Source organism: Rhodoplanes sp. SY1, from assembly GCF_046000175.1.
Lineage (GTDB): Bacteria > Pseudomonadota > Alphaproteobacteria > Rhizobiales > Xanthobacteraceae > Rhodoplanes.
This window is the reverse complement of record NZ_JBEOMB010000012.1, coordinates 36,914-50,258: the sequence shown is the minus strand read 5'-3', so window position 1 is coordinate 50,258 and position 13,345 is coordinate 36,914. Positions and strand designations below refer to the sequence as shown.

16 protein-coding genes are annotated in these 13,345 nt (G+C 68.3%); 3 read left to right on the top strand and 13 right to left on the bottom strand.

Translation table 11 applies throughout. The features are described 5' to 3' along the window. Positions 1-43 precede the first annotated feature (43 nt). Positions 44-1,063, top strand: a complete 1,020-nt coding sequence (locus ABTU92_RS04870; RefSeq protein ID WP_408088241.1) for a 2-hydroxyacid dehydrogenase — start codon at positions 44-46, stop codon at positions 1,061-1,063. Positions 1,064-1,720: 657 nt separating this feature from the next. On the opposite strand, the gene ABTU92_RS04865 is transcribed toward ABTU92_RS04870, so the two are convergent. The 12 genes from ABTU92_RS04865 to ABTU92_RS04810 all read right to left on the bottom strand — a co-directional run bounded on the left by ABTU92_RS04865 (position 1,721) and on the right by ABTU92_RS04810 (position 11,724). Next, the gene (locus ABTU92_RS04865; RefSeq protein WP_408088201.1) at positions 1,721-2,164 is read right to left on the bottom strand and encodes a CopG family transcriptional regulator; all 444 of its coding nucleotides are present in this window, start codon (positions 2,162-2,164) and stop codon (positions 1,721-1,723) included. A gap of 11 nt (positions 2,165-2,175) precedes the next feature. Then, positions 2,176-4,185 carry a conjugal transfer protein TraG gene (locus tag ABTU92_RS04860; protein ID WP_408088199.1) on the bottom strand — a complete coding sequence of 670 codons (2,010 nt, stop codon included), beginning with the start codon at positions 4,183-4,185 and terminating at the stop codon, positions 2,176-2,178. A 177-nt stretch (positions 4,186-4,362) separates the two neighbouring features. Further along, complete coding sequence (locus ABTU92_RS04855; RefSeq protein ID WP_408088197.1) at positions 4,363-6,129, bottom strand: relaxase/mobilization nuclease domain-containing protein; 1,767 nt, start codon at positions 6,127-6,129, stop codon at positions 4,363-4,365. A gap of 239 nt (positions 6,130-6,368) precedes the next feature. Then, complete coding sequence (locus ABTU92_RS04850; RefSeq protein WP_408088195.1) at positions 6,369-7,112, bottom strand: hypothetical protein; 744 nt, start codon at positions 7,110-7,112, stop codon at positions 6,369-6,371. A 101-nt stretch (positions 7,113-7,213) separates the two neighbouring features. Further along, the gene (locus tag ABTU92_RS04845) at positions 7,214-7,726 is read right to left on the bottom strand and encodes a S26 family signal peptidase (RefSeq protein ID WP_408088193.1); all 513 of its coding nucleotides are present in this window, start codon (positions 7,724-7,726) and stop codon (positions 7,214-7,216) included. After that, complete coding sequence (locus ABTU92_RS04840; RefSeq protein WP_408088191.1) at positions 7,723-8,187, bottom strand: DUF2840 domain-containing protein; 465 nt, start codon at positions 8,185-8,187, stop codon at positions 7,723-7,725. The genes ABTU92_RS04845 and ABTU92_RS04840 overlap by 4 nt, the downstream gene beginning before the upstream one ends. 331 nt (positions 8,188-8,518) lie before the next feature. Beyond that, a complete protein-coding gene (locus tag ABTU92_RS04835; RefSeq protein ID WP_408088189.1) occupies positions 8,519-8,806 on the bottom strand; it encodes a helix-turn-helix transcriptional regulator in 288 nt (95 codons plus the stop codon). Between the two features lie 195 nt (positions 8,807-9,001). Continuing rightward, entirely contained in the window at positions 9,002-9,184 is a 183-nt protein-coding gene (locus ABTU92_RS04830) for a DNA -binding domain-containing protein (RefSeq protein WP_408088239.1), read from the bottom strand. A gap of 49 nt (positions 9,185-9,233) precedes the next feature. Next, positions 9,234-10,508, bottom strand: a complete 1,275-nt coding sequence (locus ABTU92_RS04825; RefSeq protein ID WP_408088187.1) for an IS256 family transposase — start codon at positions 10,506-10,508, stop codon at positions 9,234-9,236. A 99-nt stretch (positions 10,509-10,607) separates the two neighbouring features. Further along, on the bottom strand, positions 10,608-10,808 hold the full coding sequence (locus tag ABTU92_RS04820; protein ID WP_408088237.1) for a DNA -binding domain-containing protein: 201 nt from the start codon (positions 10,806-10,808) through the stop codon (positions 10,608-10,610). A 187-nt stretch (positions 10,809-10,995) separates the two neighbouring features. Next, positions 10,996-11,208: a transcriptional regulator domain-containing protein gene (locus ABTU92_RS04815; protein ID WP_408088185.1), complete on the bottom strand. Its 213-nt coding sequence runs from the start codon at positions 11,206-11,208 to the stop codon at positions 10,996-10,998. Positions 11,209-11,445: 237 nt separating this feature from the next. After that, complete coding sequence (locus tag ABTU92_RS04810) at positions 11,446-11,724, bottom strand: DNA -binding domain-containing protein (RefSeq protein ID WP_408088183.1); 279 nt, start codon at positions 11,722-11,724, stop codon at positions 11,446-11,448. 189 nt (positions 11,725-11,913) lie between these two features. Between ABTU92_RS04810 and ABTU92_RS04805 the strand changes: the two genes are divergently transcribed. After that, on the top strand, positions 11,914-12,156 hold the full coding sequence (locus tag ABTU92_RS04805; RefSeq protein ID WP_408088182.1) for a helix-turn-helix domain-containing protein: 243 nt from the start codon (positions 11,914-11,916) through the stop codon (positions 12,154-12,156). 159 nt (positions 12,157-12,315) lie between these two features. Here ABTU92_RS04805 and ABTU92_RS04800 read toward each other — a convergent pair whose 3' ends face one another. Beyond that, positions 12,316-12,627: a DUF736 domain-containing protein gene (locus ABTU92_RS04800; RefSeq protein ID WP_408088180.1), complete on the bottom strand. Its 312-nt coding sequence runs from the start codon at positions 12,625-12,627 to the stop codon at positions 12,316-12,318. Positions 12,628-12,966: 339 nt separating this feature from the next. Here ABTU92_RS04800 and ABTU92_RS04795 point away from each other — a divergent pair, with 339 nt between their 5' ends. After that, the gene (locus ABTU92_RS04795; RefSeq protein WP_408088178.1) at positions 12,967-13,134 is read left to right on the top strand and encodes a hypothetical protein; all 168 of its coding nucleotides are present in this window, start codon (positions 12,967-12,969) and stop codon (positions 13,132-13,134) included. The last annotated feature ends 211 nt before the right edge of the window (positions 13,135-13,345 follow it).

Genomic DNA, 13,345 nt, shown 5'->3' with positions numbered 1-13,345 from the left:
CGCATCCATGGTCCAACCGGAGCGCACCGAGCGGAAGCATATCGTGATCGTCGCCGTGTTCAGCACCAAGCCCTATGATCGCCATTTCCTCGCGGCAGCCGACCCGGACCGGCGACATCGCCTGATCTGGTTCGATGCTCGCCTCTCGGCCGAAACCGCCATGCTCGCCGCGGGAGCGGACGCCGTCTGCGCCTTCGTGAACGACGTGCTCGACCGCGCGACCCTCGAGGCTCTCGCGGCGCACCGGGTGCGTCTCGTCGCATTGCGTAGCGCAGGCTTCAACAATGTCGACCTCGCCACGGCTGCCGCGCTCGGCCTGACGGTCTGCCGGGTGCCGGCCTACTCGCCACAGGCGATCGCCGAGCACACGGTCGCCCTGCTGCTCGCCTTGAACCGTAAAATCCATCGCGCTTACAACCGCGTGCGCGAAGGCAACTTCGCGCTCGACGGGCTGCTCGGCTTCGACCTCGCCGGCAAGAAGGTAGGGATCGTCGGGACCGGCCGGATCGGCGAGGCGGTGGCGCGGATCCTCGCCGGGTTCGGGTGCCGTCTGCTCGCCCACGACATCGCCGAGAACCCGGCCTGTGTCGCGCTCGGGGCGCACTACGTTCCGCGCGAGGACCTGTTCGCCGCCTGCGACGTGGTGACGCTGCACTGTCCGCTCACGCCGGACACCTGGCACTTCGTGAACAGCGCCCTTCTGGAGCGTGCCAAGCGCGGCCTGATGCTGATCAACACCAGCCGCGGCGGCGTCATCGATACCCGCGCCGTCATCCGGGCCCTCAAGGACGGGACTCTCGGGAGCCTCGCCCTCGACGTCTACGAGGAGGAGGCCGACCTGTTCTTCGAGAACCTCTCCGACCAAGTGCTCCGCGACGACGTCTTCGCCCGCCTGCTCACCTTTCCCAACGTCCTGATCACCGGGCACCAGGCGTTCTTTACCCGCGAGGCGCTGAGCGAGATCGCCGCCACGACCCTCGCCAACATCACGGCCTTCGAGGACACCGGACGGCCGATCCACGGTGTGTCGACGGATGTGGTCGCGCCGCCACCGGCCGAATGAGACCGCGAGCGCGCCGCCGCTGCCCGCGCGCACATCGTGGCAATTACGGGACGCTCCGGTAAGCTCGAGCCATCGCAGCGTCGAAGCCGCGCGGAGGCCCCCTGTACGACACTCCTCTGTCGTCGCCACGATCGTCGCGGGTCTCGGACCGCGTTCTTTTTCGCGCGGGTGCTCCTGCAGCCGCGGTCACCGCCGATCGAAGGTCACTTATCCACCGGCGCGATGTTCGGCACTTCTGCGCCGGGCTTCGTCGCCGACCAGAAGCTCCCGAGTTCGTCGAGTTCGGCGTCATCTTCGTGACGTTCGGCGTCGGACTCCACTTCTCACTGTATTCTCCATTCGGTTCGGGCGGCTGCAGTCCCGGGCGCCCTGGTGCAGATCGCCGACGCGACCCTGTTCGGCATCGCGCTCGCATATCTGCTCGGCTGGGGCTTCCGGGTGGGGTGCTAATCAGCGTCGCCTTGTCGGTCGCGAGCACCGTGGCGCTCTAGCGCGCACTGCAGGAACGGCGCCTCATCAGACGAGCGCGGCCGGATTGCGGTGGGCTGGCGGATGGTCGGGGACATCAGGGGGGTGGAAGGTTAATATCACCTTATGAAGTTCACATTCAACCAACCACCTTGGGCCGAGTCCCAGATTCGTCAGGCGATTGTCGCCCTACATGTCGGCGGGTATTTCGGGTGTCGGCGTTGCCCCCTGCCCCTCGACCTCGATCGAGACCTCGTGGATGAAGCTATGGCCCTTGGCGACGCGGCGGCCGAGGGCGTCGAGGAAGGCCTGATAGCGCTCGGTGCCGGTGGCCTTCGCGGCCGTCCAGGCGGCGTCGGGGATCGGTGGGGTGGCGATCAGCCAGAACCGCACGAACAGACCGACGGCTTCGCTCGAGATCGCGACATCGCGCGTCAGCCGCTCGATCTGCCGACTGATGCGATCGAGCCGCCGCGCGAACGCGGCCTCGCGGCGGTCCTCGGCGTCGGGCGACAGGAACGAGGCGACCGCGGCTTCGACGACCAGGGATTTCGACAGGTTCCGGCGGGCCGCGAGGTCGGCGACCTTCTGGAGGAGCTCCGCCTCGAAATACACGTTCATGCGCGTCTTCATGCAAAGCTCCTTCAGAGATCGATGCCGTCGTTCGGGTCCATGGCGGCCTGCCGGGCGGTTCCGCGCATGCGTTGCCCGAGTCCATCGGTCGGCGGCGGGACGTCGTCCACGTCGTCGTCGATCAGATCGAACTCGCGTCTCGCTGGCGGCGTCTCGGGGACGATCGCCTCGTGCTCGGGCAGCTCCGGCTCGCGGCGGATGCCGGCATTGTCCGGATCGCTCGCTCGGGTGAGAGACCCGGCGGCCGAACCGTTCGCGACAGGAGACAGCGGGATCGGGTCACGGGAGCCCGTCCAGTCGTCGGCCTGTGCTCGGGGTCGGCCGCCGGGACCGCCCTTCCCGGCCGAGGCCGAGGGGGGCGGCATCAGCCGCGCCGTAAGGCGTCTGTCCTCGTAGTAGCGAGCCTTCTTGGCGCGGATCGGGGGCAGGCCGGCGACGAGAACGAGCTCGTCGGTGACCGGCAGCTGCATGACTTCGCCGGGGGTGAGCAGAGCCCGGGCGGTCTCCTGGCGGCTCACCATGAGATGCCCGAGCCAGGGCGAGAGCCGATGGCCGGCATAGTTCTTCATGGCGCGCAACTCGGTGGCCTGGCCGAGCGCGTCGGAGACGCGCCGGGCGGTCCGCTCGTCGTTGGTCGCAAACGCGATGCGGACATGGCAGTTGTCGAGGATCGCGTTGTTCGGCCCGTAGGCCTTCTCGATCTGATTGAGCGACTGGGCGATCAGGAAGCTGGTGAGACCGTAGCCGGCCATGAAGGCGAGCGCCGACTCGAAGAAGTCGAGCCGGCCGAGCGCCGGGAACTCGTCGAGCATCAAGAGGAGCCGATGGCGGCGGCTCTTGGGGTCGAGCTCCTCGGTGAGCCGCCGACCGATCTGATTGAGGACGAGGCGCACCAGCGGCTTGGTCCGGCTGATGTCGGAGGGTGGCACGACGAGGTAGAGGGTCGCCGGGCACTCGCCGTCGACGAGGTCGGCGATCCGCCAATCGGAGCGGCACGTCACCGCGGCGACGACCGGATCGCGGTAGAGGCCGAGGAAGCTCATCGCGGTCGAGAGCACACCCGAGCGCTCGTTCTCGCTCTTGTTTAGAAGCTCGCGGGCGGCCGACGCGATCACCGGATGCGGGCGGTCCCCGAGATGCGGCGTCACCATCATGGCCCGCAACGTCAGCTCGATGGGGCGGCGCGGGTCGGACAGGAAGGTGGCGACCCCGGCCAGCGTCTTGTCGGGCTCGGCATAGAGGACGTGCAGGATCGCACCGACCAGGAGCGAGTGGCTGGTCTTCTCCCAGTGGTTCCGCCGTGCGAGCGCGCCTTCCGGATCGACCAGGATGTCGGCGACGTTCTGCACGTCCCGCACCTCGGCGTCGCCACGTCGGACTTCGAGCAGAGGGTTGTAGGCGGCGCTCGCCGCATTGGTCGGGTCGAACACGTGGACCCGACCGAAGGTCGCGCGCCATCCGGCGGTGAGTCGGAGATTCTCGCCCTTGATGTCGTGGACGATGGCGCTGCCCGGCCAGGTCAGGAGCGTCGGCACGACGAGACCGACGCCCTTGCCGGAGCGGGTCGGCGCGAAGCAGAGCACATGCTCGGGTCCGTCGTGCCGCAGATAGGCGCGGCCGAGCCGGCCGAGCACGACGCCGTTCGGGCCGAGCAGCCCGGCGGTCCTAACCTCACGCTCGGTCGCCCACCGGGCCGAGCCGTAAGTCGCGGCCTCCTTCTCCTCACGGGCGCGCCACACCGACATCCCGACCGCGATGGCGATCGCAAGGAAGCCGCCGGAGGAGGCCATGACCGCGCCCTCGAGGAAGATCGTCGGGGCATAGGCGTCGAACCGGAACCACCACAGGAAGAATGCGGGCGGTGGATAGAGCGGAACACCGAAAGCCTCGGTCCAGGGCTGGCCGAGCTGGGGCTGATAGGCGAGCCGCCAGGCGGTCCACTGCGTCGCGCCCCAGGTCGCGGCGAGCACGATCAGCGAGACGACGAGGACTTGGCCCCAGAGGATCTTTGTCGCAGACACGCTTGGTTCCTCAACCGTGATGCTGCGACTAGACGAGCGCGGTCGGCGGCCTGCAACGGGCCGCGTGGCGTCGTCGCACCGTGGCGAACGCGGTCGTGCAATGACCGGGATCGCGAGAGCGGTGTGGCAGGGGAGAACGATCCGAGAGGCGACCGACTCACGAGGCCGAAGCAGCCATCAGATGCCAAGGCCGCGTTGCCGGCCGAGCGTCCAGTCGATGCCGCCGGCTCGGACGAGACCGGAGACCTGCCGCCCGATGTACGGCTCGAGCGACGGCCGCCAGGGCACGAGCGCGAAGCCGAGCCCATCGTCGATCATGGCGAACCGACCCGAGGCGAGGGTCAGGCGCTGGCGATAGACGCTGGCGATGGAGTCGCCTTCGGTGGGCGCGCGATGAGCCAGTCCGGTCTCGGCCGTGATCCGGGCCGTTGCGGCATCGAGGTCACGCCGCCGCAGCGTGGCGAGGAGATCGCGGGCGAACACGACGCGGCCGCGCTGGCGGCGCGCGAGCCCCTCCCCGACCAGATGGTCGACGCGCCGGTCGAGCGCGTCGCGCACCTCGCGGCCGAAGCCGCCCTCGGACAGCGCCGCCTTGTCGCGCACCAGAAGCTGGTGGTCGAGCCAGGTCGCGCCGCTCGCCGTCACCTGGGCCTCGAGCGTCAGATCGGACCGCACGCTCAGGATCCGATTTGATCTTCTCCCGTCCTCGGCCTCGAGATGCCGCACAGCCGCGATCCCGCCGATCGGCGGGGCGTGCTCCAGCCGATCGAGGTCGGGGAAGCGGACATGGTGGAGCCGGCCGTCGACGCCGTCGATCACGGCATAGGCTTCGCCGCCGAGCTCGTCGTGCAGCCCCTTGGCGATGAGGCGTCCGGTGATCGTCGGTCGGTCCTTGTGATCGTGGATTATGAAGTCGGCGATCGGGCGTTCGATCCCCTGCGCCGCGGCGGCATGATGCATGACCTCGATGATCTCGCGGCGAGCGCCGAGGTCGCGAAGCGTGCGCTCGGCATCGGGAAGGACGGACCACCGGGCAGCTCCCTCGGGCCGGGCGAGTCCCATCTGCTCTAGGCGCTGCAGCCGGCCGATCATCCGCCGGCGGATCTCCGCATCGGTCCCACTCCCGGCCGACATCCGCAGGTCGATCAGCCCGGCTTCGTCGGCGTGACGTCGGATGGCGGTGTCGAGCCTAGTCCATCGGTCCGCACCGACGTCGCGGTCGAGCGATGCCCACATGTCCCGCTCGGTCTTGGGGCCGAGCTCGATCGTGACGAGGTGCTCGGCGCGCTCCCGCATCCCGCGGGTGATGTAGTCCCGGCTGATGACGAGGTCGCGGCCGTCCTCGGCCCGACCTCGCACCAGCAGATGGACGTGGGGGTTGTCGGTGTTCCAGTGCTCGACCGCGACCCAGTCGAGCCTGGTGCCGAGATCGCGCTCCATGTCGGCGAGAAGATCGCGCGTGAACGCCTTCAGGTCGGTCAGGTCGGACGCCTCTTCCGGACTGACGATGAAGCGGAAGTGGTGGCGGTCGCCTGCGCACCGCTCGACGAAGCCCTTCTCGTCGGTATCGCCGCCGGCGTCGAACATCCGAGCCCTCTCGCCTTCCCGGCCCACGCCCTCGCGCCGGAGGTACGCGACATGGGCGGAGAGCGGCGCCGCCCGGAAGGCCTGGCCGCGGTGGCGCATGATGCGGGCCTTGACCAGGACCCGGCGGGTCGGGTCGAGAAGCCGGCGTCCCCCAAACAACGCGCCGCGTCCGCGCCCGAAGGTGGAACGTCCCGACGATGGCGACCGGCCCGGTCGTGAACGCTTGCCGACATGCCCCGCCTTCTGCGCGGCGGCGAGGACCTGGCCGACGAACGTCTTGGGTCTCGCGCGGGCACCGCGATTGCGGATGCGGCCCGGCCTGACGCGCAGGTCGTCGGATCGACGATCCTTGGTCATCGGCGCCATCTCGTCTGCTCGGTGCCGCCAACGCCCTTGTGACGGCTCGTGAATCTCCATGCGGCGGCACGCCGACCGACCGATGGCACCGCCGATCGCCGAGCCCTGGCAAGGGCTTGGCGAGACCGGCGTGCCGCGCCTTTAATCTTGCAATCCTTCGGTCGTGGCGTCCTCACCCCTCCCCTCCCGCATTCTTCACGACAGGCTGCGATCAGATTCCGAGAGTCCCCGGTCGGCGATCAGGGCTGTCGCCGTGAGGAGCGAGCGACGAACAGGCCGTGCGCCGGCGGATCGTCGGCGCGTGGTCCGACATCCGGTTTGCGGTCCCGCTGCACGGGACCGGCTGCTGGACCGATGATCGATCGTCGCTCGGACGGGTCGCCGGACGACGCCCGGGGCAGCGGGAACAGGCCACTGCTCCACCCGCGCTCGCGGTCGTCGGCAACCGATAATGGCCGGGACGAAGGGACGTCAGATGCGGGCGCGTCGAGGTCGAGCACCACGTCGCGGAATGCGAGGCCGGTGTCCTCCGGCATGTCGAAGTCCGGTGCGTCCCCGTTGGCGACCGAAGCTCGCACGGCGGCCGCAAACCTCGTGTCGGGGCGTTCCCAGGATCCGCGATAGGCTGCAAGGGCACATGAGATCGGGGCGACGTCCGTGCGCCCGCTCGCCTCGCACCGCGTCCGGAGTTGGACGATCTGGCGCGCCGCCGTCGCGATGTTCGGACAAGGCAGGAACGTCATCATGGTCACGGCGGACGGCGGCACGGACAGACCCGCAAGACCGACCCGGACCGTAGCGGTCGCGGAGACGGCGCGTGCCTCGGCCACCACATCCCGCACCTTCCGGAAGACGCGCGGCTCGGCCTCACCCGGCACGGTGAAGGACCACGGCTCGCCACCGGATTGATGCCAGACTAGCGCATGCATCACCTTCGGATCGACACCGATCGAGCACAGGGCCACCAAGGTCACGAGGTCCATGGCCGGTCACTCGGGAGATGCACGGAAGCGTGTCCGAAGCACGCTGCCGACTTCGTCAGGAAGACGCGCGATCTCGAAATAGGCGAAGGAGACCGAAACCATCATTCCTCCGACACCCAGACCGGGATCGCACGACCGACGACACTGCTGACCGGCAGAGGCCCGAAGTAGCGTCCGTCGAACGACAGCGGCTCGTCCCAGTTCATCAGGAAGACCTCGCCGTGGCGCAGGACACGACAGCCGTCCCAGCTCGGCAGTGGTCGCCCCTGCCGGTCCTGCTCGAGCGCTTGCCCCATGGCGAGGGCGTCGACCGCGATCTCGAGCCCGGTCCGGCAAACCGTCTGTCCCGGCAGTGCGACCACGCGTTTGATCAACGGGACGCCAGCCGGAAGAACACCACGCTCGGCGAGCTCCTTGGCGAGGGGTTCCGGCGGAATGGCGACCACGAGGTCGGTGACGGCGAGCTTGCGCGCCGGCTCGACGGCGTAGAGCCCGGTCGGGACGCTCGCCGACACGTTCCAGACGAAGGACGGGCGGGGCTTTGGCCCGAGCGTCGAAAGGACCACGATCGCCGCCGTCGCGGCCGTGGCGATGATCGAGAGCCGACCGCTCATGGCCGCACCCTCCGGCGATGCAGCCAGGCCTTGTGCTGGTCGCGCGTGTAGGGCCGCGCCTGCTCGTTGACCGAGAGGCGGTTGTGAACATGACGCCAGTGCTCGGGCGCGACCTCGACCGGATCGATCCCCTGCGCCTCGATCGGGTCGATCACGCGCAGCGCCTTCTCGACCTTCGGCCAGCCGGACAGATGCAGCAGGATGTCGGCGCCGGGATGAATGGTCGGCAGGGTCGCATACCGCTCGCGCGGCGAGACCGCACGCAGGATCATGATGCGCGACGCGACCGTGCCGTAGTCGTTGGCGGCCCATCGCACGACCGCGAAGACGCTGTTCGGCTCGAAGCTGACGACGCGGCAGCTGCGATCGACGGGATGCTCCTCGACGATGCGACCGAACCGAATCCACGACTCGACGCGCTTGGCCATCCACACAAGCTCGACATGGGTGAGGCTGGTCATGGCACGCCTCCCATGCATGACGGCGGCGCACCGGCGGCGAGACATGTGCTCTCGACTTCGCGACAGGGGCCATTGGTCGCAACAATCCCTGACGATCGGCGGACACATTCGGGTGACGCTGAACTGCAGCTCTTCCGACATAGGACTCGCATGCTGAAGAGACCTCGTTAGATCTGCCTTGATCTCCTGACGAGCCGCGTCACGCGTGAGACGACAGCGGTCCGGCTGCTTGGCGCTGTGTTCGTCGGACCCGGGACGTCGTGCAGGGTTTTCGCGACGCAGGCGTCTTCGCGATGTCAAACCGCGACGTGATTGCCGCACGGCGCGACGCTCATCGGCGCGACGGAGTCCCCGGTCGGGCGGCGTTCTGTGCAGCGCCGCGCTTGGCCGGATGAACGGTCCCGACACCCGGATCCGAGGTCGAGCTCTTCGTCGCGAGATCCGTCCAGGCCTTCAGATCCTCGAGCGCGTAGACGACGCGACCGCCGATCTTCCGGTACTTCGGACCCGTTCCGTAGGTCCGGTGCTTCTCGAGCGTGCGACCGGACAGGCCGACGAAACGCGCCGCCTCGGGCGTGCGCAGAAAGCGCGGCGGCAGGCCGGAAAGAGGATCGGGCATGGCGGCTCTCCATCGTGTCGGTGACCACCGCCGGACATCGGCGGCGTATCGGCATCACGATGTCGAAGCACGGCCGCGGAGGGGGATGGCGAAGACGGCCGCACGTTTTGCGCCACCCCTCCACCGCGTGCTCGCTCGCGAATGGGAGTCGTTCGGCCGCCCGTGTCAGCGGACATAGAGCGCCAGCACGAGGTCTCAGCGCGAAAGCACGAGGAGCAGGTCGAGGTACCCGCCGCGCATCAACCTGGTTCCGGAGCGGACGAGGCGGATGGTGCGGTCACGCAGGTCGTGCGTCTTCCACGCCCGGCCTTTCGGGACACGCGCATCGCCGAACAATCCAGCAGCAATGGCGCGATAGGCGTGGGTGCCGTCGCGAATGTGGTTGGAATCCGGGTGACGTGATCACCGGGCACTTGAAGGTACCGTGTCAGGCGGCGAGGTCAATGGGCTGAGCGATGGGGTGCGTGGCGAGGGTCTGCCAGCCGTCGACCTTGCGCATGGTGATCTGACCGGATGCGAGCAGCGCCCAGAACAGCATGGCGGCCGTTTCGGCGGAGGGCAGCACGGTCTGCGTCTTGATCCTGCGCTTGAACTCCTCGTGCAGCCGCTCGATCGCGTTTGTCGTTCTCGCGCTCTTCCATTGGCTCGGCGGCAACCGCGCGAACGTGAACAGGCGCTCGCCGGCCTCCTCCAGGCTGTCGGCGACGGCGCGATTCTTCAGGCGCCATTTGCGGAGGAATGCCTTGCGGCGCGCCTCGATCTCCTCGGGGCTGGTCGCGTAGATCATGTCGGTGTAGTCGGACGTGATCTCCTCGTGCAGGCGCTCGGGCGCATGGGCGAGCAGGTTGCGGTGCTTGTGCACGGTGCAGCGTTGCACCGGCACGCCGTCCCACACGGCGGCGATCGCGGCGTCGAGCCCGGCGGCTCCGTCGACGATCAGGAACTCCGGTCGACGCAGACCGCGGCGAATCAGATCGTCGAGCCCCGTGCGCCACGCTTCGGCGCTTTCGCCGCCCATGCTTCTCACCGCGAGCAGCACCTTCTGGCCGTCGGCCCGCACGCCCATCACGACCAGCAGCGAGATCGCGGTCGCCTTGCGGTCGAGCCGCACCCGCACCACCGTGCCGTCGAGGATGAGCCGCACGACCGGCTCGTCGGCCAGCGAGCGGGCGTTCCAGGCGTCCCAGTCGCTCTTCACCTTGCGCCACGTCCGGCTCACGATGTCCTTGCTCACCGCGCCCCCGAACAGCGTCGTCAGTGCTCGCCGGACGCGGCGCGTGTTGGTCCCGGCGAGATAGCTGCCCGCGATCAGCGCATCGGCGGCCAGCGTGCGGCGCTGGTACGCGCGCAGCGCCTGGCTCTTCCATTCCGTCGTGCCGCCGTCCGGTCGAACCAGCCGTGCCCGCGGCACGCTGATCTCGGTGGTCCCGAACGTTCCCGTCAGCTTGCGCGCTCGCTTGCCGTGGCGGTGTCCGACAGCGCCCGGCGAAGGCTCCGCCGAATCATCGTTCACCGTCGCCCGGCGTCCATAGCGCGGACGGTCCAAAGCGGCTTCGAGCTCGCTCTCGATCAGCGCTTCGATGAACGACCGAACACGCCGGCGCACCGCGGTCTCGATCGGATCGATCCAGTTGTCGAAAAGGCAGGAGGTCGGCTCGGTCGCCGGCTGCGAGAGAGCGGCCTTCGTGGTAGGGCTCGTCATGGCGTGGTCTCCAGTCCGGCGCGCCAACGCCGGATGATTCGAGGTTCAGAACCCCGGAGACTACGCCACCCTCAATTCCCACCAATCCCGCGACGGCACCTAGGCGTGCCCCGCCAGCCGACCGTCGAGCGCCCGCAGCGACAGCGCGAGGCGCTGTCGGCGCTGCCGGGTCAGAGGATCCGTTCGATAAGAAGCACTGTGTCCATTCAAGTCGCGCCACAGCTGAAGCGCGGCCACGATCCGGGCCGGGAAGCGTGTATCGAGCGGGATCAGGGCTGCGGCCGCACTGCTTACCGACATGCCCTCCGCCAACACGAGAGACACGCGACGACCGCCTTGGTCGGCGACCGCATAGGTGCCCTCGCTCGTCGTTTCCCGGACCATCAGCGACAGCGAAGCGATCGTCTGCGTGTCGCCTAAGCTCAGCGGCGCGGGCGCGAGAACGACGACGTTCGGGTCGAGACGCGGAAGCCAGACGACGGCAGCCTCATCGGCGCTCTGCTCGGGATCGACCGCGAAAGGGCAGCCCCCAGCGACGCGGGATCGTCTTGTCCGGAGTGGCGGGACGTTCGACGGATTTGCGATAGTCGCGCTGGTAGGCGGGATTGCGTCGCAGGAATTCCCATGCGAGGTCGGCGGGGTCGAGATCGGCGATGTAAGCATAGGCGGCCGGTGACCGCCAATCGGAACCGATCGGCATCCGCGATCTCCGTACGTCACGCGAAAAACGTGCTCACATGCAGAAGGTATTACTCAGAGTCGCCACGACAACGTGGCGATTCTACGAATCGAGCCTCGAGAAGTCCGATGAATGAAAGCAGGTCTGGAGTGAATTCGATCGGCGGGCAATCGAGATACATTCAGCAGTTCTGATAGATATGGCTCTCCGTACGAGATCGTCGCATCGGTCTGATCACGAGATGCGGCGCGCTCGTGATCAGCGCGATCTCGCGCTGTCGAGAAGATGGCGATAGCCGCGCTCGGTCATCCACTTGGCCCGGCTCAGATGGGATTCGAAGGCGCGCCGCGCCCGCTCGGGCTCTCGGACCGGGTCGATGTCGAGCACGATTTGCGCCACCTCGCGCCAATCGGCACCGTCGGCTTCGGCGTCGAGGAGCCGAAGATAGAGGACCATGTGGCTCTCGTCGTATGCCGTCAGGCCCTCGGCGCTCGGAGCCAGGTCGGCGATCGATGAGGCTGGCGTCTGCTGGGACATCGTCGGTTCCTCACACTCCAACGGACGAACGCGAGCGGCGGCGAGAGCTGAGCAAAAGCGGCGGGTACTGGCAATCGCGCGCTCGTTGTACCTCACCGGCTCGACCAGGACACGACGTAAATCCTGCCGAGGCGTTTTGTATAGTATACTCCGTGGTGAAATACTCGACAACGCGCTGCCTTCTCGGTCATGGAGATCCGAGAGGTGCTGGCAATCAACCTGAGACGGCTGCGTCAGGCACAGGGCCTGTCGCAGGAGGAGCTGTCACATCGCGCCGAGATCGATCGGACCTATGTCAGCTCGCTCGAGCGCTGCGTCTACGCCGCCTCCATCGACGTCGTCGACCGGCTCGCGACCGTGCTCGGGGTCGAAGCCTCCGACCTGCTCCAGAGACCTCCGGCATCCGCAGACGACGACGCTTCGGCTGGGTAGCCCGGCGTCCACCCAGGCGCCGTCCGCCACGCGGCTCTCCCCTTCCCTTCCTGATCTCTCGCGCCGAAGAGCTCGGCGCGTGCCCTGCGAGGCCGCTCTTGCGGCCGAGAGGTTGCGAGCGCCCCGCCGACGTCGGCGGGGCGCTGCTGGGCCGGCGCGTCAGTCGCTGACGCGGCGCGACCAGATGAGCGAGAGGCCGTCCTCGCCTTCGACCTCGACGAGCGAGGCGTAGATCGGGCTCGCGAAGCTCGGGTCGTCGAGCTTGACCGAGAGATACTCGCGGCCCTCGGCCGAGGTCTTCTTCCAGGCGGCGCCGAACTCGGTCCGGCCGGCGAAGATGCGGAAGTCGGGGGCCTTCTCGTTCGCCTTCTCGACCGGCGCGATCCGCGCCTTGACGTTGAGGGTCAGCGTCTTCACAGCGCCGGTGTAGTCGCCGTTCTCGGACTTCTTGAAGGTGCCGATGGTCGCCATGGTGGTCTCCTGTCTCGGTTCCGGGTCGCGCCGATCGCGGCCTCGATGGCGATCGAACGGCCGGGGGCGATCGGACCGCACCGCTCGCGGCCGCAGCGAAGCGGAGGACGGCGCGACGGCGACTTTCTTGTCCCGCGAGGAATGCCGCGCTTCGAGGCCCGCTCGCGGGGCGCGCGGCAGGGGAAGAAAGTCGATCGGCCGCCGTTGCGGGCAGACGATCGAGGCGCAGCCGTCCCTCGGCCAGATTCGCCCATCCGAGATCCGCGTGGTGCGCCCCGGACAGAGCGCCAAGAGACGTGGCCGAGCCTCGCCCCGCAAGAGCCCGAAGCGACCCGGCGTATGAAGACCTGCGCCTTCGTACCGACGGCAACGAATCGGATCGACGGCACCTTCGCGGACGGCACATCGCGACCGATGGGCTGGGTGATTGCCATCTTCGGCGTCGGCAGCTTCCTCTCCGCCCCGGCGCTAGTCGCATCCGACCCGAAGAGCGCGGGCCTGCCCTAAGTCGTCGACCGCCACCGCTTCAGTCGCCATGGTGGCGGAGAATTCTCACGAGCAGGGCCAGGGCCGACGACGAGTGCCGCCGGCTCGGAGAGTAGAGGTGGTAGTCCGGGAAGCAGTCGCACCAATCGTGCGGCACCCGCACCAGCCGCCTCTGCGACACGTATGGGCAGCACGGTGTCCTCCGGAAAGTCGGCGATGCCAAGCCCGTCCA